Source organism: Pedobacter sp. B4-66 (assembly GCF_018492665.1).
Classification (GTDB): domain Bacteria; phylum Bacteroidota; class Bacteroidia; order Sphingobacteriales; family Sphingobacteriaceae; genus Pedobacter.
Genome location: NZ_JAFVME010000004.1, coordinates 175,894 through 202,192, shown reverse-complemented (window position 1 = coordinate 202,192; position 26,299 = coordinate 175,894). Strand labels below are relative to the sequence as shown.

The following is a 26,299-nucleotide window of genomic DNA, read 5'->3' as shown; positions in this document are numbered from 1 at the left end:
CTTAAAGCTCGGTATTTGCCAGGATATCCTGTAGCTCTTTAAGTTCTTGGACCTTTTCTTTTGAACCGAGGTTTTCGTAAGCGGATATCAGGTTACGAATTACGCGTCTAATGATCTCTACATTGCTGCAAGGTGCATAAAAGCCAGGAAGAGGATCTAGGTTTAGCTGACGAAGAAATTGGTCTACATCATGTTTGCCAAATATGGCGCCCTTGTTAAATGCGTTGATATAAAAAAGTACTCCAAACTCTTGTTCTTCACGTTTACTTTCGTCTATATATCCCAAAATAAAGTGCTGAGGCAGATTTACTCCATAAACGGGGATGTCTAGCTTCTGCGCAAGTGTAGAATAAATGATGGCAAGAGAAATCTGATTTCCTTTTTTACTCTCTAATACCTGATTAATATAAGAGTTTTGAGGATCATGGTGGTTTTTGGTATTTCCACTAAAGCCGTAAATATTGTAAAAGATATGATTAATGAGTTTTATCTTTTCTATAGAACTCATCTCATACTGTAATCCTAGCCAGATCTCTCTTTTTATTTCCTCGATCTGGAGAATTATTTTATCTTCATCAAGGTCTGGATATTGATATCGGTTAATAACCAGCGCACCTTGCAGTAAATCAAATGCTCCACTTTGATACCACAAATTGAGATCTTCCTTTACATTAGCGAACTGTATTTTGTGTACAAGGTTTTCTATCCTTTCCTGAAGTAAAGAATCTAATGAATGTTCCCATACATTTTCAAGATAATCGATGACCTCATTGCCATATTCAAGCAGTCGTCCTTCAACGTGTTGATATATTTCTTGATCAGGATCATCAAGAAGTTTTACTAAAGCAGTTATTTCTTTAATGTTTTCCATTAAACATACAAATTTGAATCCTATTTTTGCGGCTATGGTTTTTAACTTTATCAGTGATTATCTGAAGCATCGCTTTACCTCAAAAAGTAGGCATGGTACCCATTCCCCATTTGTTTATAAACTTACGGATGAGGTAATTTACGATTTTAAGTCTAAAATTGAATATAAAAGTATTGAAGCGCAGAGAAAAAAACTTTTCAATGACGATTCTTTAGTCACTGTGACTGATTTGGGAGCAGGTTCTCATTTAAATAAGAACCGTACAAAGAAGGTAAGTCAGATTGCAAAGAATGCATTGAAGAACCCTGCCTTGGCCCAGTTGATTTTTCGTTTAGCAAAGGATAATAATCCAAAAAGCATTATAGAATTGGGGACTTGCTTAGGAATAACTACTGCTTATTTATCGAAAGCATGCCCTGAAGCTGAAGTTATTACAATTGAAGGTTGCCCGGAAACTGCAAAGGTTGCTTATAATAATTTTAAGGAACTTGATTTAGAAAATGTTGAGTTACAAGTTGGGAATTTTGATGTGTTACTGCCTGATGTTATAGCTAATGCAGAAAAGCTCGATTTTGTATATATCGATGGCAATCATAGAAAAGAGGCTACATTAAATTATTTCAAATGGTGTTTGCCTAAAGTTCATGAAAATTCACTGCTAATATTTGATGATATTTATTGGAGCAAGGGGATGAAAGAAGCCTGGGAGGAGATTAAGAATCATCCGGATGTGGTCGTTACAGTTGATTTGTTCTGGATAGGGCTAGTTTATTTTAGAAAAGGACAAGCAAAAGAACACTTTAAAATAAAGTTTTAGTGTCGTTAAATGTGATTTGCATAGCTTTTGGAGTCTGGGCTTATTAAAAAGCTTCCGCCAAACTGATGTAAAAACCGGTTTGGCGCTTTTCATTTGCACGTTTTTCGCCAATACCATAATCTACACGAACACTTAAGCCCTTTTCAGGATCAAAGAAATAGCGCCCGCCAGCTCCGTAGGAAGGTTTGAAACTTTTAAGAGATAGATCACCATTGTGAAATACCTGTCCTGCGCCACCAAATATTGCTGCTCCAAATCTGTTGTTATAACGATAGCGTAATTCTGCCTGGCCGGCAAGTAAATTCTGTTCTCTATATCGTCCGGTATAATAGCCCCTCATCATTTCATCATTACCCATTTGTTGCAGTAAATAAAATGGAATGTTCTTCCCCTGAACAGAATGGAATAAGCCGTTTACTCCGATTACAAATTTTGGCGACAATGACCAGAAGTTACGAACATTGGCTTTTATTAAGCTTCCGGTAAAATTCTCGCCTCCCCAGAAATCGGGGGCGTACTGATAAGTTACTTTTCCGTAGAATCCTTTAGTGGTGTAATTGTTGGAATTTCGGGTGTCGTAGGTTTGAGAAATTCCTGTATAGAATACAGAGCCTCCTACTTTGTGTATTAATGTTTGATCGGTAGTGAAAATGCCTCCCACCTCTTTATCTGTAAAATGATAGTTTTCAAAACCAAGAGATAGTCCTGTATACAGATGGGGGGCAAGCAGCTTTTCAGCTTCCAGTCCAACTTTAGCGTAACCTTGTATTAGTCTGTCTTCGTTTGCCGCCAAAGTTTCATTGCCTACACCATAAAAGTTAAATGGCATTCTTTTGAAACGTACCTCTGCAATATAATGGTGTGTGTTTTGTTTAGTCCAAACATCTCCTTTTAATGATATGTTATATTGACCTTTAGTAGATGCGGAAAGAACGGTAGAGAAATTAGAACTTCTATTATTAAGATCTTTTCTGTCGAGGTAAGTAGAATAAAGCGCTCCGATACCAAACTCAAGTCCTATTTCCTGAGTATATCTAAAAACAGGAACGGGCATGAAGCTCGCCCTGCGGGAGGAATCTGTTTTATTGGATAGGTAACGTTCTATTAGTTTCTTTTGCGCCATCGAGTTTACGGCTATTAAAACAAATATGGTGCAAAGGAAAATCTTCTTCATCGGCCTAAAATAGTAGAAATATTTAATTATCTGTTCTGCATAGCAAGTTTGAGGCCAGTATTTCGAATTGAAATTGAAAGTCACTTAGTTGGTTAACTAGAATTTTACAAGGCTGTAACGGCTGGTTTCTTGGGGGAAATACACATGTTTTGGTATCATAGAGGTAGATTAAGGGAGGGATACCTGATGATAATTATTCAGGTTTTAAAGTTGAGACGAACTACAATTAGGGCATTAAGATTATTTGCCTATTTTTGCGACAACAAAATTAAGATCAAAATGAGTACAACAAGAGGACCTATATCTCAATTCATGGAGCGCAATTATCTCCATTTTAATGCAGCCGCAATGATGGATGCTGCTAAAGGATATGAAACACACTTAGATGAAGGTGGTAAAATGATGATCACGCTGGCTGGCGCGATGAGTACCGCAGAGTTGGGAATTTCATTGGCTGAGATGATTCGTCAGGACAAAGTTTCAATTATTTCGTGTACAGGTGCAAATCTGGAAGAGGATATCATGAACCTTGTTGCGCACTCACATTATAAAAGAGTACCTAACTATCGCGACTTGAGTCCTCAGGATGAGTGGGATTTGTTAGAGAATCATTACAACCGCGTTACTGATACCTGTATTCCTGAAGAGGAAGCGTTTCGCAGACTGCAAAAGCATATTTACAAAATCTGGAAAGATGCAGATAATGCCGGTGAGCGTTATTTCCCTCATGAGTTTATGTATAAAATGCTTTTAAGTGGAGACTTGGAGCAGTATTATGAAATTGATCCTAAAAACTCATGGATGTTGGCAGCAGCAGAAAAGAATTTGCCTATCGTAGTACCAGGATGGGAAGATTCTACAATGGGTAATATCTTCGCTTCTTACGTAATGAAATCAGAAGTTAAGGCAACTACCATGAAAAGTGGTATTGAGTACATGGGTTGGTTAGCTGACTGGTATATCAATAATAGCGAGGGCAAAGGAATTGGGTTTTTCCAAATTGGGGGTGGTATAGCCGGAGATTTCCCTATTTGCGTAGTTCCTATGTTATATCAGGATATGGAAATGGAAAATATTCCATTCTGGAGTTACTTCTGTCAGATCTCTGATTCGACAACTTCTTATGGGTCGTATTCAGGAGCAGTTCCTAATGAAAAGATTACCTGGGGTAAGCTAGATATACATACACCTAAATTCATCGTAGAATCTGATGCAACTATTGTTGCGCCGTTGATCTTTGCGTGGATATTAAAAATGTAATTTAAATTAGCAAGTCCTGCTTTGAAAGTAGGACTTAAAAGAGAATCAGTGATTTTTAAAAAATTGCTGATTTTCGTCGTTTAAAGCATAAAAAACGAACTATTTAGATTGATTATAAATTGTATTTACTGTCATTTATTTGTCATTGGTAAGTTAATAAATTTTACTTTTGTGGACGTTTTGGTGGAGGACCTAAGTTTAGAAGCCAGTAACGTTTATAAAGTTTTTTAAAAAATAGCATAAAATACTCATTATGAGGGATATCTCATTGATCGTTAGAAGAGTTTGGAAGTCGGCATTCATGTTTACGGCTCTATCTGTTTTAATCGTTTCTGCAACACAGGCACAAGATGTAGTAGAGGGCCGCAAACTATTTAAGGATAATTGTAATTCTTGTCACCAGTTAGATCGTAACAGTACTGGTCCTGCACTAACAGCAAAATTTAATGAGCTTGATGAAGCTTTTGCAATCAAGTGGGTCAAAAACTGGAAAGCATTGGTTGATGCGGGTGACAAACAAGCTATAGAGGCTTCGAAGTTCTCGGCAGCAGAGATGACTACATTTCCGCGTTTGACTGATGATCAAATTAAAAACATTATAGCTTACTCTAAAGCAGGTGAGCCGAAGAAAGAAGGAGAGACGGCAGCAGCTGAAGGAGCTTCAGAAGGTGTTTCTGATTTCTCACTTGCAGGTGTTGCAGCAATTATCCTAATATCTATTATTGTATTGATTGTTTTAGGTCGTGCAGTAAAAATGTTAGAGCGTTTAATACTTCAAAAACAAGGAGTTGTTCTTGCTGAAGAAGAAAACGTTTCTTTCGGAGCGGGTATTAAAGGGTTATTTAAAAACAAGAAATTTGTATTCTTCTTTATCTTGTGTTTAATTGTAACCTTAGGTTCATTTGGCTGGATGGGGATGTGGAATACAGGTGTTCATACTGGTTACCAACCGGTTCAACCAATCAAATTCTCACATGAGCTTCACGCTGGCACCAATCAGATTGATTGTCAGTATTGCCACGCTGGTGCATTTAAATCAAAAAACTCAACTATTCCATCTTTAAATGTTTGTATGAACTGTCACAAATCAGTACAGGCAACAGAGAAATATGATGGCGAGATTTCACCAGAGATTCAAAAGATCTATACTGCGCTTGGATATGATCCTGCAACTATGACTTACGATCACTCGAAAGAAAAACCAGTTGAATGGGTTCGCGTTCACAACCTTCCTGACTTTGCTTACTTTAACCACTCTCAACACGTTGTTGTAGGTGAAGAAGCTATCAGAAAAGAAAAGGGCTTAAAACCTAATGAACCTGTTTGTTTTGCATGTCATGGTCCGGTTGATACAATGGAAGAGATTTATCAGTACTCTCCACTTACCATGAAATGGTGTGTTGACTGTCATAAAGACACTAAACTTGAAACTAAAGGAAATGCATTCTATGATAAAATTATAGAAGCGCATGAGAAAATCAAGAAGGGTGAGAAAATCACTCCTGCAGCTTTGGGTGGTTTAGAGTGTGGTAAGTGCCACTATTAATTAGAGTTTAATAAAAGAACGTTCGATAAACAGTAATATAGCTTAAATGGAAAGCAATAAAAAATACTGGAAAGGCTTAGAAGAGTATAAAAACACTCCGGATTTTGTTGAAAACAACAAAAACGAATTTGCTGAGCCACTTCCAATAGAAGATGTTTTAAATGAAGCAGGGTTAAGTACAGTAACTCCACGCCGTGACTTTTTAAAGGCTTTAGGCTTTGGGTTAGGTGCGGTAACACTGGCAGCTTGTCAAACTGCTCCTGTTCACAAATCAATTCCTTACCTGGTTAAACCTGAAGAGGTGGTTCCGGGAATACCGAACTATTATGTTTCAAGTTTTAACGGACAAAGTGTTTTAGTTAAAACCAGAGAGGGAAGACCAATTAAGATTGAACCAAATCCTAATGCTGGAGCGTTTAATCGTGGTACTGATGCTCAGGCTCAAGCCTCTGTATTGGATCTTTATGATGTTTCAAAACTTAAAGCTCCTGTATTAAAAGATGCAGAAACTAACTGGGCTGAGATTGATAAGTTTGTACAGGCTGAACTAAATAAAGCACAAGCATCAGGAAAGAAAATCCGTATTGTTTCATCTTCAGTAAGCAGCCCTTCTACTAAGGCTGTTGTTGCTGATTTTACAACTGCTTATCCTACTACTAAGCATGTTCAATATGATGCAGTTTCTTATACAGGTATTATTAAAGCAAATGAAAATAGCTTTGGTAAAGCTGTTATTCCTAAATATAACTTTGATAAGGCTGACCTGATTGTAAGTTTCGGGGCAGACTTTTTAGGTACCTGGATTAGCGGGGAAGAATTTACTGCTCAATATGTTTCAAACAGAGATCACAAATCTCTGAAAGCTGGTAAAATGTCTCGCCACTTCCAATTTGAAGCTGGTATGAGTTTAACAGGAACAAACGCAGATACTCGTGTTCCGGTTAAATTATCAGAAGAAGGTCCTGCTTTAATTGCCTTATATAATGCAATTACAGGAAACGCTTTAGCGGGTGCTGCTTTACCTAATAATGTTACTGCTGATAAAGCACTTAAATTAATAGCTAAAGAATTATTACAAAATAAAGGAAAGTCACTTGTAGTTTCAGGTTCGAATGACGTATCTACCCAAATCTTGGTTAATGCAATCAATTCGGCAATTGGTAGCTATGGTACTACTATAGATCTTGATAACCCTTGTAAACGTTACGCTGGAAATGACGCAGAATTTGCTGAGTTTATCAACGAAATGAGCAGAGGGGAAGTTGCAGCAGTATTCTTCTTAGATACCAACCCGGCTTATGATGTTGCTAATGCTAAAGGGTTTACTGATGGCTTAGCTAAAGTGGATTTAAAAGTTTCTTTCTCAGATAGAAGAGATGAGACTTCTACATTATGTAATGTAATCGCCATTAACAACAACTATTTAGAGTCGTGGGGTGATGCTAATGCATACGAAGGATACTACTCAATTGTACAACCAACCATCAACCCTGTATTTAATTCACGTCAGGCTGAGGAAAGTCTTTTAATCTGGTCTAATGGTCCGGTTAAAGAATACTATCAGTATGTACGTAATAACTGGGAGAAAAGTATTTTACCTGCTTTAGGTAAAACATGGCAAGATGTATTGCAAAAAGGTGTTTTTGCTTCGGCATTGAAGCCGGCAGGTACTTATACATTTGGTTTATCGCTTACTGCTGTAATTCCTTCAATTATAAACAACAGCAAAGCTTTAGCTAAGGATATCGAATTACAGGTTTACGAAAGTATTCCAATGAGAGACGGTAAGCATGCTAACAACGCATTCTTACAAGAACTTCCTGATCCTGTATCTAAAGTAACTTGGGATAACTACATCGCTTTAGCTCCTAAATTTGCAAAAGAATTAGGCTTTAAAGAGTTTGATATTGTTTCAATAAAAGATGATAAAGGTTATGAAATTGAGTTACCTGTACTTATTCAGCCAGGGCAAGCTCAAGGAACGGCTTCTATCGCTTTAGGTTACGGACGTACTAAGGTTGGTAAAGCTGGAGATAACGTTGGTAAAAATGCTTATCCATTTGTAAGCTTTACTAATGGTACATCTAAGTATGCTACTACAGTTAAACTTACTGGAACAGGAAAAACTGAAGAACTAGCTCAAACGCAAACTCACCACTCTTTTGAGGGTAGAAATATTATTCGCGAAGCTACTTTTACAGAATATAAAAAGAATCCTGCTGCTGGTTCAGGTAATGACCATGCAAAACATAAAACTTACGATCTGTGGGATAAATTTGAGAAACCAGGTAATAACTGGGTTATGGCAATCGATTTGAATGCTTGTACTGGTTGTGGTTCTTGTATTGTTGCTTGTAACGTGGAAAATAACATTCCTGTTGTAGGTAAGGATGAAGTTCGCAGACGTAGAGAAATGCATTGGCTTCGTATTGACCGTTACTACAGCTTTAATGTTGAAGGTGAAAGTCATGCAGAAGAAGCTCATGGTGCACATGGAAATGGTATCAATTCAGTATCTAAAGAGAAAGAAATTGCTCACTTAGATAATCTTGATAATGTTTCAGTTGTACACCAACCAATGCTTTGTCAGCACTGTGATCATGCCCCTTGTGAAACTGTTTGTCCGGTATTGGCAACAGTACACTCATCAGATGGTTTGAACCATATGGCTTATAACCGTTGCGTAGGTACTCGTTACTGTGCAAACAACTGTCCATATAAAGTACGTCGTTTCAACTGGTTTAATTACTGGAATGATTCACGTTTTGACAACTATTTGAATAATGAATTTACTCAGTTGGTTCTTAACCCTGATGTAACTACACGTTCAAGAGGGGTAATGGAGAAATGCTCTATGTGTATTCAGCGTATTCAGGCTGGTAAATTACAAGCTAAAATTGAGAAACGTCCATTGAAGGATGGTGATATCAAAATGGCTTGTCAGCAAGCTTGTTCTGCAAATGCAATCATATTTGGAGATGGCAATGATCCTGACTCGGAAGTATCGAAAGCATTACGTAGTGAACGCATTTACTATGTTTTAGAAGAGATAAACGTACAACCGGGTATAGGTTATATGACAAAAATTAGAAATACAGATACAACAGTACAAGCGTAAGCTGATATTAAAGAAAATAAATTATGTCAGGACATAAGGAATCAATATTAAGAGAACCATTAATCACCGGCAAGAATATCACGTATGCAAAAATTACGGATGATATTTTAATGCCTGTAGAGAATAAGCCTAACAGGGCATGGTGGATTGGATTTATAGTTGCACTTTGCGGTGCTACCCTTTGGGTAGTATCCGTAGGTTATACCTTCTGGTTCGGTATCGGAGCATGGGGTTTAAATAAAACAGTAGGATGGGCATGGGATATCACCGGTTTCGTATGGTGGGTAGGTATTGGTCACGCAGGAACGTTGATTTCGGCGGTATTATTACTCTTCCGTCAGAACTGGCGAAACTCTATTAACCGCTCTGCTGAGGCGATGACCATATTTGCCGTTATTTGTGCGGCTACATATGTTGTATCCCACATGGGTAGACCATGGTTAGCATATTGGGTGCTTCCTTTACCAAATCAATTTGGGTCACTTTGGGTTAACTTTAACTCTCCTTTGGTTTGGGATATGTTTGCAATTTCTACTTACTTCTCGGTATCACTTTTATTCTGGTATACAGGTCTATTACCTGATATCGCGACTATTCGTGACCGTGCAACAGGTTTAAGACGTAAAGTTTATTCAATCATGTCATTCGGATGGGCTGGTAACGTTAAAACCTGGCAACGTTTTGAGGCTGTATCTATAATCTTAGCAGGTATCTCTACACCTCTGGTACTTTCTGTACACACGATTGTATCTATGGACTTTGCAACTTCGGTAATTCCAGGATGGCACACTACAATCTTCCCTCCTTATTTCGTGGCAGGGGCGATCTTCTCAGGATTTGCGATGGTGTTAACTTTATTATTGGTTGCACGTAAAGTATTAGGCCTTGAAAACTACATCACCATGTTCCACATTGAGTCGATGAATAAAATCATTATCTTAACTGGATCTATCGTAGGTGTTGCTTACTTAACAGAATTTTTCATCGCCTGGTATTCAGGTTCTGAATATGAGCAATATGCTTTCATCAACCGTTCAACTGGACCTTACTGGTGGGCATACTGGATGATGATGACATGTAACGTAATTTCTCCGCAGTTGTTATGGTTCAAAAAGATTCGTACCAGCATTGCTGCAACATGGATTTTATCTATTGTAGTAAACATAGGTATGTGGTTTGAGCGTTTCGTAATCATTGTAACTTCATTACACCGTGATTACCTTCCATCAAGCTGGGCTATGTTCTATCCATCTTGGGTTGACGTAGGTGTCTTTGTAGGATCGATAGGAGTGTTCTTTACTTTGTTCTTATTGTTCTTGAGAGTGTTGCCTTCAATTGCTATTGCAGAGGTTAAATTACTACTTAAGACTGCAAGTGAGCAATCTAAATTAGAGCAGATTAAAGAAGGTCATCTTGAAAAAGAACATGTAGAAGAATACATTGAGTCTTTAGAGAAATTTGATAGTGTTAAACAAGAAGATTACGCAAAAATATAACAATGAATAATATCAAATATATTTTAGGCAGTTTTGGTGATCCTGATGAAATGATGCATGGAATTCAAAAATTGCAGGATAATAACATTAAGATACATGATGTTTATACACCGATGCCTATCCACGGTATTGAAGCAAAGCTTGGTGTTAAACGTTCAAGGTTGGATATAGCAGCTTTCTTTTTTGGAATTACTGGTACAATGACCATGTTGTCATTTGTGTACTTTGCTGCAGCGTATGATTGGCCAATTAACATTGGTGGTAAACCGCATTTTGCATTGCCGGATTTTATTCCAATTACGTTTGAGCTTACCATTTTATTTTGTGCTTTTGGTCTTGTTGGTTCTTATTATGCTTCAACCCATTTATTCCCGGGAAGAGCTCCAAGAGTAATGGATTTAAGAGCAACAGATGACAGGTTTATTATTGCAATTGATGCAAAGGAAAATGCTGAGCACAGTAAAATTGATAATTTATTAAAAGAAGCTGGTGCTTTAGAAGTAAAGTATAATGAAAGGAAGTATGTTAGCTATGAATAGGAATAAAGTAGTTTTAACCTCGTTTTGTATTCTTGCCACTGCTGTTGTTTTTTCAGCATGCAGAGATAATCGTAGTACGGGCTTAGAATATGCAAGGAATATGTATGATCCGATTGCTTATAATCCGGATCAGGCAAATAAAAACTTTGCAAACGGACAAACCGCTCAAACTCCACCAAAGCATACTGCTCCGGTTGGATTTGTTGAAGAGGATGTTTATCCAAATACAAAAGAAGGTTATGAAGAAGCTAGTGTTAAATTGATTAACAGTTTGCCCCTAACTGAGCAAAATCTTTTACAAGGACAGCATTTATTTAATGCATTTTGTGCTCCTTGTCATGGTAAAGAAGGAGACGGACAAGGTCACCTTGTTAAATTGGAAAAAATTAATGGTGTTCCATCATTTCATGATCCTGAGAAAACCTCTTCAAGAGGAGGTTTAATGAAAGATCTTTCCGCTGGTAAGATTTATCATACAATTAAATATGGTGTTAACATGATGGGAGCTTATGGTTCTCAATTGTCACCAGAAGAGAGATGGAAAGTAGTACTTTATGTACAACAATTACAAAAAGCAAAATAGAAAAGAAGAAATAAATGGGAACTCATAATTATAATTTAACTGAGCAGTTTGAGTTTACAGGTAAAGCAAAGAACCTAAGCATAATCGCTATAGTAATAGGATTATTGGCTATAGGCTACGGCTTTTCGGCTGAGGCGCTTCACGAGCGTACTTTTGCTAACCTGTTATTAATGGCTTATTACTTCGCTTGTGTTTGCATGTCAGGCGCATTCTTTTTAGCTGTTCAATTTGTAGCGCAAGCTGGTTGGTCTGCTGCTATACTACGTGTACCTCAAGCAATGGCTAAAGCATTACCAATTGCGGTAGTGATTTTAATTGCTGTTATGGCTGCAGGTTTATATACTCACAATTTATATCATCATTGGAATGCTCCGGGTTTAACTGATCCTAAAAGCGAAAACTTTGATAAATTAATACAAGGTAAGTCAGCATTTCTAAATGTGCCTTTCTTTATGGCACGTCAGGTAATCTTCTTAGGTGTATATAGCTTCTTCGCTTTATTACTTGCTAAATTATCTAATAACGAGGATTTAGAGGGTGGTTTAAATTCATACAGAAAAAGCTTTAAATATTCATGTGTATTTCTTGTGATTTACGGATTTACTACTCCAATATTTGCTTTCGATACAGTTATGTCACTTGAAGCACACTGGTTCTCTACAATGTTTGGATGGTATAACTTCGCAGCAATGTGGGTTAGTAGTTTAGCTACTATTGCTATTATCCTTATTTTATTAAGAAAATCAGGTTATATGGCTTGGGTAAACAATAGTCACTTGCATAACTTAGGTCAATTTATCTTTGGTTTCTCTATCTTCTGGACTTATGTATGGTTTGCTCAGTTCTTGCTTATCTACTATGCAAACATGCCTGAGGAGACAGTATATTTTTACAAAAGATTTGATAACTATGAGTTCTGGTTCTACCTGAATTTGGTTTTAAACTTCCTTGCACCGTTATTGCTGTTAATGGATAGAGATAATAAAAGGCAGGAAAATATTTTATTGACAGTATCGATCATTGTATTGTGTGGTCACTGGGTTGATTATTATCAAATGATTATGCCAGGAACTGTTGAGGAACACCATGGTTTTGGTATTATTGAAGTTGGTACTGCAATAGGTTTTGTAGGTTTGTTTACCTTTACGGTTTTAAATGGATTAAGCAAGAAACCTTTGATTGCAAAAAACCATCCATTTTTACAAGAAAGTTTGAATCACCATTTGTAATTGGTGATCTGGATAGGATATAATAAATAATAGTATAATAGAAGTACAGTGTTACTACTTTTAAGGAAATGAGTCTAAGAAAATTAATAAGTAATAAAACAATAGCGGCACTAGCAGTGATTGTAGCTGCATTTGCAAATACAAGCGCGTTTGCACAGGCGGCCGCTGCAACCGCTGAGAAACCTGTTGATATGGGGCCGATTTATAAAACGGCAACGTTCTATGTTCTTGCATTTTTACTGGTTTGCTTATTTGTAGCAATAGTTGGTAAGGCATTAAAGGTTTATGAATTGACCCGTGAGGCTCAGGATAAACCAAAAGGAATTAACTGGGATGCTATAAACGGAGGTTTATTCGCATTATTTCTTATAGTAGGTTTATATGGAGTATATTGGGAATATACAGTTCATGGAAACATGATCTTACCTGAGGCAGCTTCTGAGCATGGTAAGAAAATCGATCAGATGTTCAATATTACATTGATTCTTACTACTATTGTTTTCATTGTAACACATATTCTTTTATTTGCTTTCGCTTATTTCTATAAACATAGTGGAAAAAGAAAAGCTTATTACTATCCTCATAACAATACTATTGAACGTATCTGGACTATCATTCCAGCTTTAGTTCTAACAGTTCTTGTACTTATGGGATTCCTTACCTGGAGATCTATTTTCTATAAAGTTGAAGATCCTAACAACAAGCCTATCAGCATCGAGATTACGTCATCTCAATTTGCATGGGCAATTCGTTATGCAGGTGCTGACGGTGTAGTTGGATTGAAAAACTATAAACTGATTACCGCTGATAACGGCTTGGGAATTGATTTTAAAGATAAAAAGACATTGGATGATCAACTTGCAGAAGTTATGGTTATACCAGTTAATAAGCCGGTTCGTTTGATTCTTACCAGTAAAGATGTGATCCATAGTTTTTATATGCCGCATTTTAGAGTTCAGTTGAACACTGTACCAGGTATGACATCATATTTTGAATTCACTCCTACAATTACTACTGAGGAGATGAAAGCTAAAACAAATGATCCTAAGTTTAAATATTTGTTCTTATGTAACAAGATTTGTGGTGATGGTCACTACAAAATGCAAAGAGAGGTTAAGGTTGTTTCACAAGCGGAATATGATGCTTGGGTTGCTGAATTACCTACATACTTAACTGATGATTTAAGGAAGCAATTTAATTTGCCTGTAGCTTCGACTCCTGCAACTGAACCAGCTGCTGCAACTCCTGCTGACAGCGCTGCAAAAGATACTTCTGCAGTTAAAACGAATCAAATAGCTTTAAAAAAATAACAATACTGGAATAGCACATTATGTCAACTATATCATTACACGATACACATAACCACGATAGCCATGATGATCATGGTCATCACAAAGAGACTTTTTTAACGAAGTACGTCTTTAGTCAGGATCACAAGATGATCGCTAAACAGTTTTTGATAACTGGTATTATCATGGCTGTTATAGCAATGGGCTTATCTATATTGTTCCGTATACAATTAGCTTGGCCAGATAAAAGTTTCCCTCTTTTAGAAACATTTTTAGGTAAATGGGCTGAAGGTGGAAGGATTAAACCCGACTTTTATTTAGCATTAGTTACTATACATGGTACCATCATGGTATTCTTTGTATTGACAGCTGGTCTGAGTGGTACTTTTAGTAACTTATTGATTCCGCTTCAAATTGGAGCAAGAGATATGGCATCGCCATTCCTTAATATGCTTTCATACTGGTTCTTCTTTATTGCTTGTGTGATCATGATGAGCTCATTCTTTATCCAAACAGGACCGGCAAGTGCAGGATGGACGGTTTATCCCCCGTTATCTGCGTTACCGACTGCTATTAGTGGTTCAGGTTTAGGTATGACCTTGTGGTTAATCAGTATGGTACTTTTCGTTGCATCATCTCTAATGGGTGGTATCAACTATGTTAGTACTATCTTAAACATGCGTACTAAAGGAATGGATTTGTGGAAAATGCCATTGACAATCTGGGCGTTTTTCTTAACTGCTATTTTAGGTATATTATCTTTCCCTGTATTGGTTGCAGGTGTTGTATTATTAGTATTTGACCGTAGTTTTGGAACAAGTTTCTACCTTTCTGATATCGTTATGGGTACTCAGGTATTACCTAACGAAGGTGGATCACCAATTTTATGGCAACACTTATTCTGGTTCCTTGGACACCCAGAGGTATATATTGTAATTATGCCTGCGATGGGATTATCTTCAGAGATCATGTCTGTGAATGCAAGAAAACCAATTTTCGGTTACCATGCGATGATCTATTCATTAATCGGTATCACAATATTATCATTCATCGTTTGGGGTCACCACATGTTTGTAACAGGTATGAACCCATTGTTAGGCGGTGTGTTTATGATTACTACGTTGATTATTGCAGTTCCTTCAGCGGTTAAAACATTCAACTGGTTAGCAACATTATGGAGAGGTAATATTAGATTTACTCCAGCAATGTTATTTGCTATCGGTATGGTATCTTTCTTTATCTCTGGAGGATTAACCGGTATATTTTTAGGTAATGCGTCATTAGATATTAACTTGCATGATACTTACTTTGTTATAGCTCACTTCCACCTTGTAATGGGGTCTGCTGCAATATTTGGTATGCTTGCAGGTGTTTATCATTACTTCCCTAAAATGTTTGGAAGATTGATGAGCAGCAAACTTGGTTATTTGCACTTCTGGATCACATTTATCTGTGCTTATTTAGTGTTCTTCCCATTACACTTCTTAGGTCTTGATGGGGTTCCTCGTCGTTATTATGCATTCACTGAGTTCGAGTTTATGCAGAAATGGGTAACTGTAAATATTTTAGTTACATGGTCTGCAATCATTGCTGCTTTAGCTCAAGTTGCATTCTTATTCAACTTCTTCTATTCAATCTTTAAAGGAAAAGTATCATCTCAAAACCCTTGGGGAGCAAATACATTAGAGTGGACTACTCCAGTAGAGCGTATCCATGGTAACTGGCCAGGTGAGATCCCAACTGTTTATCGTTGGCCATATGACTATAGCAAGCCAGGTGCTGAGGAAGACTTTATTCCTCAAACTGTGCCTTTCTCTCAAACTATGAGCTCGAATATGCCTCATGATTTTGAAGGAAACGCTGAAGCTGAGCGTGTACAAAGAGAATGGGAAGCGAAAGAAGAAGCAGCTGCAGGCAAAACAAAATTAGACTAGCATATAGTTTATAATATGATGAGGTATCTGCAGTAGGTAAATACTTACAACAGGTACCTCATTTTTTTTAAATCTAATACACACCATGGTTCCTAAATCTGAGCATAGATTTATCAGGCTAAACCTTATAACGATAGTTGTAACCTTATTGCTAATTTTAGCAGGGGGGATAGTACGTAGTACGGGATCTGGTATGGGTTGTCCGGATTGGCCAAAGTGTTTTGATCAATACATCCCTCCAACCTCTGTATCGCAATTACCTGCTGATTACAAGGAAAAGTATGTAGCTGAACGTGTTGTAAAGAATGAACGTTTTGCTAAAACACTTGATAAGTTAGGTAAAGGACACCTTGCCGATAGCATCAGACATGATGAATCTATTTTACAACCCGAAACTTTCAATGTTGGAAAAACCTGGACCGAATATATAAATAGGTTAATGGGAGCCATAACGGGGTTTTTATTAGTTGGATTGGTTGTTTATTCTTTCACTTATCGTAAAACAGCGAAACGTATACTTGTATTAAGTTGGCTGAACTTAGTGGTTGTCGCTTTTCAGGCATGGTTGGGATCAATAGTGGTGTCAACTAATTTAGTTCCGTGGATTGTTACCGTACACATGTTACTGGCTTTAGTCATTCTGGCCATATTGGTTTATACTTACAACTATGCACAGCAAATGCGTAAATCGGTAACTATAGTGATGGCAAAGGTTGTTTGGCTTAAGGTTCTAATCTTTTTTGCAATAGTAGTTAGTGTGGTGCAAATTGTTTTAGGGACGGAAGTAAGAGAAGCTGTTGATGCAGTTTCAAAAGCTTTAATGTATAATGATCGTGAAATATGGATAACCAAAGTAGGTAAGATTTTTTCTTACCATAGGGATTTTGCTATGTTGGTTCTTATATTAAACATCGTTATCTATAAATTAGTTAAAGACAGGTTTAATGGTAAAGCTACAGCTTTGATGGTAGCCAATTCTATAGCAATAGTTTTGACCATTCAGATTGTAAGTGGATTAATATTATCGAATTTTGCATTACCACCCTATGCTCAGGCATTACATATTTTATTTTCAACCCTATTGTTTAGTCTGCAATACTATCTGTATTTGTTAGTTTACAAAACAGATACTTACAATCAAGAGCATTAATTATATATAATTTGAAACAGTTTTTAACAGATTTTTCTAAGCTCATTAAATTCAGACTTACCTTTCTGGTTGTGTTTTCTGCATCAGTTACTTTTTTAATTGGTTCGCAGGTAGAGATCGCTGGTGTAGTACCGGGTATTGACTGGACTAAGTGGCTTATTCTGATAGCAGGGGGATTCCTTGTTACATCTGCGGCAAATTGCTTCAACGAAGTAATTGAAGTTGATCTGGACAAGCTAATGACCAGAACAAAAGATCGTCCTATGCCTGCAGGACATATGACCACAGGCCAAGGTTTAGTATCTGGGTTAGTAATGGGTATGCTTGGAACATGGTTGTTGGGTAAACTAAATATTGAAACAGGTCTATTATCAGTGTTTTCGATATTTTTGTATGCGTTTGCTTATACTCCTTTAAAGCGTAAGTCACCTATCGCAGTGTTTGTTGGTGCCATTCCAGGCGCTTTGCCTCCGCTTATAGGATATGTTGCAGCTCATGGAAAAATAGACGAAATAGCGGTCATACTTTTCCTAGTGCAATTTGTATGGCAGTTCCCACATTTCTGGTCGATTGCCTGGGTACTTGATGATGATTACAAAAAGGCAGGGTTTAGGCTGCTGCCGACTACTAAAAGAGATAAAGCAAGTGCATTTATAACGTTTCTCAGCACGTTAATATTGATTCCGGTTAGTTTACTACCTACATTTTATGGATTTGGTGGATATTATATAGCCGGAGTGTCATTAGTTGCAGGATTGATATTTGCGTGGCTAGCGTTTAAAATGTGGGTTAATATGGATTTGGCAAGTGCAAGAAAGGTAATGTTTTGTTCCTTCTTCTATCTGCCATTAGTGCAAGTGATTTTATTTTTTGATTTTATAGCTAAATAATTTAAGATGGTACACACATTAAGTAAAGAGGATATGAATTCTTCAGCACCTATCGATACTAGACCTAAAAAGTTTGTTATCTGGTTGTTTGTAGTTTCCTCGACTATTATGTTTGGGGGTTGGACAAGTTATTATATTGTTTTCGCAGCCTCAAAAGGTAAAGGCCATGGTTTGGTATTGCCTGATGTTTTTATGTATAGTACCGCTGCATTATTAGGTAGCAGTATTTGTTTATTTCTTGCATCAAGAGCACTAAGAAATGGTCAAATTTCAAAACAAAGATTGTTCCTGTGGCTAACAATTGGCTTGGGAGTAATATTTGGTTATCTGCAGGTAGAAGCTTGGTCGTCTCTTTATAATAGCGGAGCAGCAATGGTAAATAACAATGCTGCTATTTCGGTTATCTATGTAGTTTCAGGTTTCCACTTATTACACATTTTTGCAGGTTTATGTATTGTATTGAATGCCCTTATTGGCGCTTATAAAGAAATGCCGTTAGAAACGCGCAAGTACCGGATGGAAATTGCTTCTATATTTTGGCATTTTATAGATATATTATGGATATATCTGTATGTTTTTTTACTTTTGAACAGTTAGAATTTTTAACAAACTATTACTATTTACAAAATGAGTTCATTATCACAATTAGATCAGGTAAAAACTACTCCATGGAGTGGGGGCCGCTCGCCGTGGTCTGTAGAGTACGGCAAAATAATGATGTGGTTTTTTCTGGTTTCTGATGCATTCACATTTTCGTCATTATTGATCTATTACGGAGCGCAGCGCTTCAGTAAGTTTACATGGCCAGATCCGGATTTGGTTTTCCAATCTATTCCAGGCATAACTGATAGTGGTGCTCCACTGGTTTTTGTGGGTATTATGACGTTTATTTTGATCATGAGCTCGGTAACTATGGTACTTGCAGTAGAGGCTGGTCACAGACGCTCTAAAAAGGAAGTAATATGGTGGATGGTTGCTACTATTATAGGGGGTTTTATGTTCCTTGGTTGCCAGGCTGCGGAATGGACACATTTGTTCCATGAAGGCTTTGGTTGGGGGAAGATCCCAAATATGGAAACATTACATCATTTGTTTACAGGTGAGGTATCTACTGTATCTGCACTTCAGTTCTCAAATCTATTCTTTACAATTACAGGATTCCACGGATTCCACGTGTTTAGTGGTGTGATCATTAACATCATCATTTTATGCATGACAATTAATGGTACTTTTGAAAAACGCGGTCATTACCTAATGGTTGAGAAGGTTGGTTTATACTGGCACTTTGTTGATCTAGTTTGGGTATTCGTATTTACATTCTTCTATCTAGTTTAATCTTTCTCAATTAAAATATTATGTCAGAAATACATACAGATCACTCTCACGACGAGCATGCACATGGTGAACATGCTGGGTTAGACAAAAAGAAAATATGGCAGGTATTTGGTATCCTGCTTGCAATCACAGTAATTGAGTTTATTATCGCTTTGGTTCTTATACCAGGTGGTTATATGTCTCAGCACGTAGGTAACTTCATTTACATCGCATTAACTTTATTAAAAGCATTCTATATTGTTGCATACTTTATGCACCTTAAATATGAGAAAGTAGGACTCCAGGTTTCTTTATCCGTTGTTTTTATTTTTATCTTTTACTTTATTGTTTTGATGTTAATTGAAGGCGGGTACTTACACTTACATATGCCTTTGGTTTAATGAAGGGTACTCCAATAAAAAAAATCTTAATCCTGGTCACCATATTAGCGGTACCAGGATTTTTGTATTATTTACTCCAGGAAAAAGGGAAAAACAGGTATAAACCACTTCCTATTTTTGGGGAGAAAGTAGTAGCCAGTACATTTCATTCTGTGAGGGGTAATAAAGTGCCGGATACAATTTACCATGAGGTTAATGATTTTAAATTAGTTAATCAAAATGGAGATTCTGTTCACTTAAGTAACTATAGAAATAAGATTTTAATAGTTAGTCTGTTCTACAGCAAAGCGGAGGTAAATGGCGCAGGATTTACTACAAAGGCAATGAAAGGTTTTAATGAAACTTATCAGCATAATAAGGCTATTCATTTTGTAGGAATCAGTATTGATCCTCGGACTGACAAGCCTCAAGTGCTTTCGGCTTTCGCCAAAACACTTTCCGCAAAAGCAGGAAAATGGGATTTGTTAACTGGAGATAGTACCCAGTTATTTACATTAATAAAAAAGGGATTAGCCTTAGATGCGCATCAAGAGCAGATTGGCTCTGAGCGTAAATTTATTCATAGTAATATGCTTGTATTGCTTGATACTCATCGTCGCATAAGAGGTTATTACGAGGCTACCAGTCGTGAAGCCTTATTAAAACTAGATGACGAAATTAAAGTGTTATTGGCAGAAGAGTTAAGGAACTCTAGAGACGGTAGATAAGAAGTTCTAAATAGATAGTATATGAATTTTAACGATAAGTTTTTTTTAAGATTAATATGGATTGTAACGGCAGTTGTTTTGCTTGTTGTTATTGCACTAAAACTAGTTCCGCCACCGGAAAATAAGCCATCGTTCATATATCTGTTTCCTCATATTATTGGAGGTATTAATGCAACCTGTTCAGTACTGCTTGTGGTATCTTTAATTTTTATAAAAAGAAAGAATATACAAGCTCACAAGGTGACTAATGTAATTACATTTATCCTTTCGGCAATCTTTCTACTTTTTTATATCGTTTTTCATCTTTATGAAAAAGACACTAAGTTTGGAGATATAGATCATGATGGTATACTATCGGCAGTTGAATTGGCTGCTGTAGGCTCTACCCGTTACATTTATTTCTTTATCCTTGCCACTCATATTATCCTTGCTATTATCGTATTACCACTAATCCTTGTAAGCTTTTTAAGAGGATTTAATATGCAAGTGGAGCGTCATAAGAAGATTGTAAGATGGGCTTACCCTGTATGGTTATATGTAGCTGTAACAGGTGTTGTTGTATATCTAATGATATCTCCTTATTATAATTTTTAAGATATTTTGAGAAGCTACCTTTTACCAGCTTCTGTTAGGCCCTCTGACCCCTAAGGCAAAGGGCCTTTTTTATTTAATGACAGGCTTATTGCGCTTCGTTTCCTTTTATAAATGTTTCTTTACCTATATTTGCAACATGAAAAAGATAGCAGTTATCTTCCTCTTTATGATTCTGTTGACAGTATCATCTTCGAATAGTGCGAATGCACAATGTGCAATGTGTACTGTAAGTGCAGAACAAAGTGTAAAGAATGGTAATACACAGGGAAAAGGTCTAAATTCGGGTATTTTATATCTTTTGGCTATCCCATATCTTCTAATATCTGGAATGGGCGTGTTGTGGTATGTGAAGTACCGAAAAAAAACTGTTAGCTATGCAGAAAACATCTAAGCTATATGCGCTCGTTCATGGGAAATGCCCTCAATGCAGAAGAGGAGATATCTTTACCGGAAGCCTTTACGGTTTTAACATACAGCATACCAACACTGTATGCGGACATTGTGGTCAGCGTTTTGAAATAGAACCTGGTTATTTTTATGCAGCAATGTATGTGAGTTATGCAATGAATTGCGCTGAAATGATTGCATTAGGAATAGCGACTTATGTATTGTCAGGTGGAAACCTTGAGTTCGAATCTTTATGGCTTTACCTCTCTGTAATCTTTACCGGATGCTTAATTTTAGCTCCTTTCAATTATCGTTATTCCCGCGTGATTTTATTACATTGGCTATCTCCAAAAATAAAGTACAACGCCTATTACGATAAACCATGATTAAGCCAGAAACACTCGTTTTTATTACTAATGTAGCTCAAAACAACAACCGCGAATGGTTTGCAGAAAACAAAAACAGGTACGAAATTGCAAAAGCCGATGTATTGGCTTTTATTGATCAGCTGATTCCTAAGCTAGCAGCAATAGATCCTGAATTTTCTATTGATACCCCCGCTAAAAAATGTCTGCTTCGTATTTATAGAGATGTTCGTTTTAGTAAAAACAAAGACCCTTACAAGAATAATTTTGGTATTTCTTTTAATATCAAAGGAAGTGATATTCATGGTCCTGGATACTATCTTCATATACAGCCTGGGGAGTGCTTTCTAGGAGCAGGGTTCTGGATGCCTGAAGCATCAGTTTTAAAAAGCGTCAGGGAAGAAATTGATTATAATACTTCAGAATTTCTGAGCATAATTGAAGCAAAAAACTTTAAGAATATTTTTAGTTTAAGTGAAGAAGATAAGCTAAAAAAAGCCCCAAAAGGCTATGAAACGGATCATCCTCAAATAGAGTTGTTAAAATTAAAGAGCTTTATTGCAATCTGCCCTTTAAAAGATGACGAGTTCTTAAAACCAGAAATCGTTGATAAGTTGAAAACTGCTTTTGAAAGTGTTTATCCTTTTATACTATTTTTGAGAAACGCAGTAGCGCAATAAATTTATCAAAAAACGCGTATAGGGTTAGAGCCTAAATCAATAGGCTTGTGCGAGTTTTCTTAATCACTAAATTAATAACACATTAATGAAAAAAATTAGTTTATTCTTATTCGTTGGACTGTTTGTCAGTGCATTCAGCTCCTGCGTTGTTTTATCTCCTAAAAAATACAAGTCATTACTTGCCTCGCAAGATTCATTACGCACTGGATGGAGTGATTCGCAAGCGAAGAATGAGAGCCTTGAAAGTCTTATCGCAAGACTAAGAAAAGATACTACCGGCTTAAGCAGTGCATTAAATGATTTAAAGGGCAAGTATTCTGAAATGGATAGTAATTATGCCAAGCTAAAGAATAATAGCTCTACAGAGATCAGTAAGCTTTCTAACGATCTTAAAAAGCGCGAACAACGCTTGAAGGAAGTTGAAGAAATCTTGCGTAAGCGCGACGAAGCGACAAATCAGTTAAAGGAAAAATTACAGCAAGCTCTTTTAGGGTTTACTAAAAATGGTTTAACTGTTGAAATTAGAAACGGGAAAGTATACGTGTCGCTAACTGATAAATTATTATTCCCTTCCGGAAGTATCATCATTGACGAAAAAGGAAAACAGGCTTTGAGTCAACTGGCGGATGTATTGAAACAGCAGCCGGAAATTAATATAGCGGTTGAAGGGCATACTGATTCTCAAAAGATCACTAACCTTGGGCAAATTAAAGACAACTGGGATTTAAGTGTTTTACGATCAACGTCTGTAGTTCGTTACTTAACTGAAGTTAGTAAGGTTGAAAGTGTTCGTATGACAGCAACAGGTAAAGGAGAATTCCAACCTCTTGATGCGAATACAACGGCAGAAGGTAGAAGCAAGAATCGTAGAATAGAGATTGTACTTTCTCCAAAATTGGATGAATTGTACGATTTGATCAAGCAATAATATAAAAGTGCCCCCGTTAAAATTTTAAGGGGGCACTTTGCTTAAGTTTATTTGTGAATTTAACAAGCCTTAAAAAGGACTATCAAAGTCTTTGAAAGCAGGTAGTACCAGATCTTTTTCTGAGAGTAATAAATCTTCTTTTGTAATGTTGCTGTTCCAGTCTATATTTAAGTCAGCATCATTCCATATTACACCAATTTCTGAAGCTTTATCGTAGTAACTGGTTACTTTATAGGTGAAAATAGTATTATCTTCAAGGGTTAAGAATCCGTGCAAAAATCCTGGAGGTACCCATAATTGCTTATGGTTTTCGCTACTTAACTCAATACTAAAATATTGACCGTATGTATCTGATTGCTTTCTGATATCTACTGCTATATCTAAAACCTTTCCTTGTAAAACCCGTACTAATTTTCCTTGTGCAAAGGGCGCTTTTTGAGCATGAAGCCCACGTAATGCACCTTTCTGAGAAAATGATTGATTATCCTGAACAAAGTCGGCATTTATGCCTGCATCAGCAAACAATTTTGAATTATAGCTTTCGTAAAAATATCCACGATTGTCTTTCCAGACTTTGGGCTCAATAACTAAAAGATCGGAAATAGGAGTTTTTGTAATATTCATAAAAGAGTTTAAGCGAGATATTCCATTAAAGAAGTAAAGGAAACTTGTTGATTTTTGAAGCTCTCATTTACTTTGTCTTGTAATGAAGGTGCGTATTTATCTTTATACTCTAAGTAATTATCCATGTTTTCAGTCACATACTGTGCACAGTATGTGACACCTTCGTTTGGAGAGTCGATTACTTTTAGAAGTCTGTAGGATACAAATAGGCCTGTTTCCATTACTTGTTGGATGTGAATTTCCTGCATCCATTGAAGCCAGCGGTCTGCCGAATTATCTTCAATAATTGTGGTTACATTGTATAATAACATAGTACAAAGATAGAACTATGTACCAATATTATCTCCACGAAGTTTTCTAAAACGTTTTCGCGCTTCTGTGGTAAACATACTTCCGGGATAATCATTAATTAGTTTTTGATATAGTATTTTGGCTTCTTCATTGTTCTTTAAATTTCTCTCATAGAGATCTGCCAATGTAAATAAGGCATCATCAGCCCAAAGACTAGTTTCTTGTTGATCTATGAGCTCTTTAAGTACCTTTACAGCATTATTTATATCATTTGTTTTGATGTATATCCTTGATTTCGCCATTAGAATATCATCCGTTAAACTATTGTTTGGAAAAGCTAATGCAATGCTGTCCAGTTTTGTGAGGGCTTTAGCCGGCAGATTTCTAAATTCAAGCATCTCAGCATCTGCATACATCTTAAGTGCATTACTATCTGTTTTTGACTGCAAATTATCAGAAATCATTAAGCTCAAGTTTAACGCATCGTTTGCAATTAATTGAGAAGTAGATGCCTTTAAAACATCTGCCTGAGATTTTGCGTAAGAAAAATTACCCTGATAAAAGGAAAGTTTAGCCGAACGAAAGTGAGCTTCATTGCCTACAGCCTGATTTTCAAATTGCTTAGCTACCTGCTCATAAATTAAAAAAGCCTCCCATGGTTGTTGTGTTAAAATATAGATGTCACCGAGATCAAGTTTCATTTGGCCGGTCTCAGCTGCTGAGAGACCGTTAATTGCTAATGCATCTTCAAGTGTTTTTTCCGCTTTGCTTAAATCATTAAGATAGTATGCTTGCAGATTAGCCAATTTCTTCATTGCAAACACTGTCTGTGCTGTTTTCCCATACTCATCAATGATAGCTGTATACTCAGCTCCTAAATCAGTAATGGCCTTATTGTCGAATTGTCCGGTAATTGCCAATTGATATTTTGCACCTATCATTTCTATCCTCGCTGATAAAAAGTATGGGTTTTCCTTGCCTTTACTGACGATGTATTCAAAGGCCTTTATGGCTGTAGTATAAGCCTGGTTAGCTAGAAAAGTGTTCGCCGTATTAAACAATATTGCGCCATCGTCTTTTATACGCTTGTCTTGCGCTATCAATTGTCTCAATGCCATTTCATACTCCTGCTGCTGGAGGTATTGCCATATCAAGAGTTTGGTATAGATTTCTGTTTGTGGCTCTTTCTGTATTTTTTTTAATAAGGCAGCCTGTAGAATAAGATAATCGGCATTGTCTTCCAAGACGGAGGATAGTACACTTTCTGCCTGAGGTAATAGCTCGGGCATTTGTGGAAGTGCATTGATATATTCCTGTACAAGCATATTCTTGTCCTTTTTGTAGCGATAGATGCTTAGAAGTTCGTAAGTGAAGATTTTTTCGTTGTTTAAAACCTTTCTGCCCTGTAGAAAGGTTGATATGGCGAGGTCATAGGCCTGAAAACTATAAAAGATATTTGCAACCTCTCTTATCTTGAATTCGTCTGCAGGTAAATTATTCAACGTTTCCATGTATGCCTTATTTGCGGCATCCAATTGTCCTTTTTCCTGATAAACCCGAGCAATTGCCATGGTATAATGTAGATTTTTGGGATTCTGCTTAATCAGTTTTTTTGCAATTTTTTCAGCCTCTTCCAGTTTTTTGAGCTTAATAAGAGAGGTGTAATACAGATCAAAGTAGGTGTCGTTTTTGGTTGTATTAAATAGTTTTTCCAGTAAAATGGATGCTTCCTGATATTGACCTTGTTGGTAATATTGAAAAGCCAACCCTTCATCTGCATTGCTTTGAGCAGAACAAAGAAAGCTTGCATAACAGAAAAATAAGGCCAGGATTAATTTTTTCATTGGAGGTGGACTATCAATAGAGACCCTAAAATAATGATTTGAATCCTAATTTCCTTTCTATTGGCAAAAACATCAATACGTATTTTAAATGTTACTCAAAGAATGTTTTGTACTACTTAATACTTATTCCCTTTGGTTATGAGGCTTTTATTGGTTTTTTTATTGGTTTAAAGCTTAATTGTGCCTAATAGATAATTCACATTAAGTAAATATTTAATTTATTTTGAGCATATTGATATTTGGTTATACGGTAACAATATTAGTGTAA

26 protein-coding genes are annotated in these 26,299 nt (G+C 36.6%); 21 read left to right on the top strand and 5 right to left on the bottom strand.

From position 1 onward, the window contains the following. Window position 1: 1 nt before the first annotated feature. A complete protein-coding gene (locus J1905_RS09310; protein WP_173089922.1) occupies window positions 2-871 on the bottom strand; it encodes a transglutaminase-like domain-containing protein in 870 nt (289 codons plus the stop codon). A gap of 34 nt (window positions 872-905) precedes the next feature. Between J1905_RS09310 and J1905_RS09305 the strand changes: the two genes are divergently transcribed. Continuing rightward, complete coding sequence (locus tag J1905_RS09305; RefSeq protein ID WP_214227036.1) at window positions 906-1,688, top strand: O-methyltransferase; 783 nt, start codon at window positions 906-908, stop codon at window positions 1,686-1,688. A gap of 43 nt (window positions 1,689-1,731) precedes the next feature. Here J1905_RS09305 and J1905_RS09300 read toward each other — a convergent pair whose 3' ends face one another. Further along, window positions 1,732-2,862 carry a BamA/TamA family outer membrane protein gene (locus J1905_RS09300; RefSeq protein WP_214227012.1) on the bottom strand — a complete coding sequence of 377 codons (1,131 nt, stop codon included), beginning with the start codon at window positions 2,860-2,862 and terminating at the stop codon, window positions 1,732-1,734. A 279-nt stretch (window positions 2,863-3,141) separates the two neighbouring features. Between J1905_RS09300 and J1905_RS09295 the strand changes: the two genes are divergently transcribed. The 20 genes from J1905_RS09295 (at window position 3,142) to J1905_RS09200 (ending at window position 23,272) form a co-directional block, all read left to right on the top strand. Continuing rightward, the gene (locus tag J1905_RS09295) at window positions 3,142-4,122 is read left to right on the top strand and encodes a deoxyhypusine synthase family protein (protein ID WP_108204931.1); all 981 of its coding nucleotides are present in this window, start codon (window positions 3,142-3,144) and stop codon (window positions 4,120-4,122) included. 253 nt (window positions 4,123-4,375) lie between these two features. Beyond that, window positions 4,376-5,668 (top strand): c-type cytochrome, encoded by a 1,293-nt coding sequence (locus J1905_RS09290; protein WP_250318057.1) that lies wholly within the window; start codon window positions 4,376-4,378, stop codon window positions 5,666-5,668. 46 nt (window positions 5,669-5,714) lie between these two features. Next, window positions 5,715-8,786, top strand: a complete 3,072-nt coding sequence (locus J1905_RS09285; RefSeq protein ID WP_214227011.1) for a TAT-variant-translocated molybdopterin oxidoreductase — start codon at window positions 5,715-5,717, stop codon at window positions 8,784-8,786. A 23-nt stretch (window positions 8,787-8,809) separates the two neighbouring features. After that, a complete protein-coding gene (nrfD, locus tag J1905_RS09280; RefSeq protein ID WP_173089930.1) occupies window positions 8,810-10,282 on the top strand; it encodes an NrfD/PsrC family molybdoenzyme membrane anchor subunit in 1,473 nt (490 codons plus the stop codon). Window positions 10,283-10,284: 2 nt separating this feature from the next. Next, on the top strand, window positions 10,285-10,821 hold the full coding sequence (locus J1905_RS09275; protein WP_173089931.1) for a DUF3341 domain-containing protein: 537 nt from the start codon (window positions 10,285-10,287) through the stop codon (window positions 10,819-10,821). Continuing rightward, entirely contained in the window at window positions 10,814-11,404 is a 591-nt protein-coding gene (locus tag J1905_RS09270; protein ID WP_350027977.1) for a c-type cytochrome, read from the top strand. The genes J1905_RS09275 and J1905_RS09270 overlap by 8 nt, the downstream gene beginning before the upstream one ends. 14 nt (window positions 11,405-11,418) lie before the next feature. Continuing rightward, window positions 11,419-12,633 (top strand): quinol:cytochrome C oxidoreductase, encoded by a 1,215-nt coding sequence (locus J1905_RS09265; RefSeq protein WP_173089933.1) that lies wholly within the window; start codon window positions 11,419-11,421, stop codon window positions 12,631-12,633. Between the two features lie 68 nt (window positions 12,634-12,701). Then, window positions 12,702-13,943, top strand: a complete 1,242-nt coding sequence (locus tag J1905_RS09260; protein WP_214227009.1) for a cytochrome c oxidase subunit II — start codon at window positions 12,702-12,704, stop codon at window positions 13,941-13,943. 20 nt (window positions 13,944-13,963) lie between these two features. Then, complete coding sequence (locus J1905_RS09255; protein WP_214227008.1) at window positions 13,964-15,856, top strand: cytochrome c oxidase subunit I; 1,893 nt, start codon at window positions 13,964-13,966, stop codon at window positions 15,854-15,856. Window positions 15,857-15,941: 85 nt separating this feature from the next. Beyond that, window positions 15,942-17,006 carry a COX15/CtaA family protein gene (locus tag J1905_RS09250; protein ID WP_214227007.1) on the top strand — a complete coding sequence of 355 codons (1,065 nt, stop codon included), beginning with the start codon at window positions 15,942-15,944 and terminating at the stop codon, window positions 17,004-17,006. An 11-nt stretch (window positions 17,007-17,017) separates the two neighbouring features. After that, window positions 17,018-17,896, top strand: coding sequence for a heme o synthase (gene cyoE, locus J1905_RS09245; RefSeq protein ID WP_214227006.1), 879 nt, complete (start codon window positions 17,018-17,020; stop codon window positions 17,894-17,896). A gap of 6 nt (window positions 17,897-17,902) precedes the next feature. Beyond that, on the top strand, window positions 17,903-18,493 hold the full coding sequence (locus J1905_RS09240; protein WP_214227005.1) for a cytochrome c oxidase subunit 3: 591 nt from the start codon (window positions 17,903-17,905) through the stop codon (window positions 18,491-18,493). A 30-nt stretch (window positions 18,494-18,523) separates the two neighbouring features. Beyond that, entirely contained in the window at window positions 18,524-19,231 is a 708-nt protein-coding gene (locus J1905_RS09235) for a cytochrome c oxidase subunit 3 (RefSeq protein ID WP_108204943.1), read from the top strand. A 20-nt stretch (window positions 19,232-19,251) separates the two neighbouring features. Then, window positions 19,252-19,611 carry a cytochrome C oxidase subunit IV family protein gene (locus tag J1905_RS09230; RefSeq protein WP_214227004.1) on the top strand — a complete coding sequence of 120 codons (360 nt, stop codon included), beginning with the start codon at window positions 19,252-19,254 and terminating at the stop codon, window positions 19,609-19,611. Beyond that, window positions 19,611-20,318 carry an SCO family protein gene (locus tag J1905_RS09225; RefSeq protein ID WP_214227003.1) on the top strand — a complete coding sequence of 236 codons (708 nt, stop codon included), beginning with the start codon at window positions 19,611-19,613 and terminating at the stop codon, window positions 20,316-20,318. The genes J1905_RS09230 and J1905_RS09225 overlap by 1 nt, the downstream gene beginning before the upstream one ends. A gap of 21 nt (window positions 20,319-20,339) precedes the next feature. After that, on the top strand, window positions 20,340-20,912 hold the full coding sequence (locus tag J1905_RS09220) for a DUF420 domain-containing protein (protein WP_214227002.1): 573 nt from the start codon (window positions 20,340-20,342) through the stop codon (window positions 20,910-20,912). 136 nt (window positions 20,913-21,048) lie between these two features. Then, on the top strand, window positions 21,049-21,303 hold the full coding sequence (locus tag J1905_RS09215) for a CAMCR motif-containing small membrane protein (RefSeq protein WP_173089943.1): 255 nt from the start codon (window positions 21,049-21,051) through the stop codon (window positions 21,301-21,303). After that, window positions 21,287-21,685 (top strand): DUF983 domain-containing protein, encoded by a 399-nt coding sequence (locus J1905_RS09210; protein ID WP_173089944.1) that lies wholly within the window; start codon window positions 21,287-21,289, stop codon window positions 21,683-21,685. Before J1905_RS09215 ends, J1905_RS09210 begins: the two co-directional genes overlap by 17 nt. Next, on the top strand, window positions 21,682-22,344 hold the full coding sequence (locus J1905_RS09205) for a DUF2461 domain-containing protein (RefSeq protein ID WP_214227001.1): 663 nt from the start codon (window positions 21,682-21,684) through the stop codon (window positions 22,342-22,344). Before J1905_RS09210 ends, J1905_RS09205 begins: the two co-directional genes overlap by 4 nt. Before the next feature lie 85 nt (window positions 22,345-22,429). Then, a complete protein-coding gene (locus J1905_RS09200) occupies window positions 22,430-23,272 on the top strand; it encodes an OmpA/MotB family protein (protein ID WP_214227000.1) in 843 nt (280 codons plus the stop codon). A gap of 69 nt (window positions 23,273-23,341) precedes the next feature. On the opposite strand, the gene rfbC is transcribed toward J1905_RS09200, so the two are convergent. Genes rfbC through J1905_RS09185 form a run of 3 tightly spaced genes read right to left on the bottom strand, consistent with a single transcriptional unit; the run spans window position 23,342 to window position 26,031 of the window. Beyond that, a complete protein-coding gene (rfbC, locus tag J1905_RS09195; protein WP_173089947.1) occupies window positions 23,342-23,896 on the bottom strand; it encodes a dTDP-4-dehydrorhamnose 3,5-epimerase in 555 nt (184 codons plus the stop codon). Window positions 23,897-23,904: 8 nt separating this feature from the next. Further along, on the bottom strand, window positions 23,905-24,207 hold the full coding sequence (locus tag J1905_RS09190) for a DUF4286 family protein (protein ID WP_214226999.1): 303 nt from the start codon (window positions 24,205-24,207) through the stop codon (window positions 23,905-23,907). A 15-nt stretch (window positions 24,208-24,222) separates the two neighbouring features. Further along, window positions 24,223-26,031, bottom strand: coding sequence for a tetratricopeptide repeat protein (locus tag J1905_RS09185; protein WP_214226998.1), 1,809 nt, complete (start codon window positions 26,029-26,031; stop codon window positions 24,223-24,225). Window positions 26,032-26,299: the final 268 nt, after the last annotated feature.

What these genes read in the sequence shown, in the direction of transcription:
- J1905_RS09310 (WP_173089922.1), bottom strand. Translation starts at nt 871, where the DNA reads ATGGAAAACATTAAAGAAATAACTGCTTTAGTAAAACTTCTTGATGAT.
- J1905_RS09305 (WP_214227036.1), top strand. Translation starts at nt 906, where the DNA reads ATGGTTTTTAACTTTATCAGTGATTATCTGAAGCATCGCTTTACCTCA.
- J1905_RS09300 (WP_214227012.1), bottom strand. Translation starts at nt 2,862, where the DNA reads ATGAAGAAGATTTTCCTTTGCACCATATTTGTTTTAATAGCCGTAAAC.
- J1905_RS09295 (WP_108204931.1), top strand. Translation starts at nt 3,142, where the DNA reads ATGAGTACAACAAGAGGACCTATATCTCAATTCATGGAGCGCAATTAT.
- J1905_RS09290 (WP_250318057.1), top strand. Translation starts at nt 4,376, where the DNA reads ATGAGGGATATCTCATTGATCGTTAGAAGAGTTTGGAAGTCGGCATTC.
- J1905_RS09285 (WP_214227011.1), top strand. Translation starts at nt 5,715, where the DNA reads ATGGAAAGCAATAAAAAATACTGGAAAGGCTTAGAAGAGTATAAAAAC.
- nrfD (WP_173089930.1), top strand. Translation starts at nt 8,810, where the DNA reads ATGTCAGGACATAAGGAATCAATATTAAGAGAACCATTAATCACCGGC.
- J1905_RS09275 (WP_173089931.1), top strand. Translation starts at nt 10,285, where the DNA reads ATGAATAATATCAAATATATTTTAGGCAGTTTTGGTGATCCTGATGAA.
- J1905_RS09270 (WP_350027977.1), top strand. Translation starts at nt 10,814, where the DNA reads ATGAATAGGAATAAAGTAGTTTTAACCTCGTTTTGTATTCTTGCCACT.
- J1905_RS09265 (WP_173089933.1), top strand. Translation starts at nt 11,419, where the DNA reads ATGGGAACTCATAATTATAATTTAACTGAGCAGTTTGAGTTTACAGGT.
- J1905_RS09260 (WP_214227009.1), top strand. Translation starts at nt 12,702, where the DNA reads ATGAGTCTAAGAAAATTAATAAGTAATAAAACAATAGCGGCACTAGCA.
- J1905_RS09255 (WP_214227008.1), top strand. Translation starts at nt 13,964, where the DNA reads ATGTCAACTATATCATTACACGATACACATAACCACGATAGCCATGAT.
- J1905_RS09250 (WP_214227007.1), top strand. Translation starts at nt 15,942, where the DNA reads ATGGTTCCTAAATCTGAGCATAGATTTATCAGGCTAAACCTTATAACG.
- J1905_RS09240 (WP_214227005.1), top strand. Translation starts at nt 17,903, where the DNA reads ATGGTACACACATTAAGTAAAGAGGATATGAATTCTTCAGCACCTATC.
- J1905_RS09235 (WP_108204943.1), top strand. Translation starts at nt 18,524, where the DNA reads ATGAGTTCATTATCACAATTAGATCAGGTAAAAACTACTCCATGGAGT.
- J1905_RS09230 (WP_214227004.1), top strand. Translation starts at nt 19,252, where the DNA reads ATGTCAGAAATACATACAGATCACTCTCACGACGAGCATGCACATGGT.
- J1905_RS09225 (WP_214227003.1), top strand. Translation starts at nt 19,611, where the DNA reads ATGAAGGGTACTCCAATAAAAAAAATCTTAATCCTGGTCACCATATTA.
- J1905_RS09220 (WP_214227002.1), top strand. Translation starts at nt 20,340, where the DNA reads ATGAATTTTAACGATAAGTTTTTTTTAAGATTAATATGGATTGTAACG.
- J1905_RS09215 (WP_173089943.1), top strand. Translation starts at nt 21,049, where the DNA reads ATGAAAAAGATAGCAGTTATCTTCCTCTTTATGATTCTGTTGACAGTA.
- J1905_RS09210 (WP_173089944.1), top strand. Translation starts at nt 21,287, where the DNA reads ATGCAGAAAACATCTAAGCTATATGCGCTCGTTCATGGGAAATGCCCT.
- J1905_RS09205 (WP_214227001.1), top strand. Translation starts at nt 21,682, where the DNA reads ATGATTAAGCCAGAAACACTCGTTTTTATTACTAATGTAGCTCAAAAC.
- J1905_RS09200 (WP_214227000.1), top strand. Translation starts at nt 22,430, where the DNA reads ATGAAAAAAATTAGTTTATTCTTATTCGTTGGACTGTTTGTCAGTGCA.
- rfbC (WP_173089947.1), bottom strand. Translation starts at nt 23,896, where the DNA reads ATGAATATTACAAAAACTCCTATTTCCGATCTTTTAGTTATTGAGCCC.
- J1905_RS09190 (WP_214226999.1), bottom strand. Translation starts at nt 24,207, where the DNA reads ATGTTATTATACAATGTAACCACAATTATTGAAGATAATTCGGCAGAC.
- J1905_RS09185 (WP_214226998.1), bottom strand. Translation starts at nt 26,031, where the DNA reads ATGAAAAAATTAATCCTGGCCTTATTTTTCTGTTATGCAAGCTTTCTT.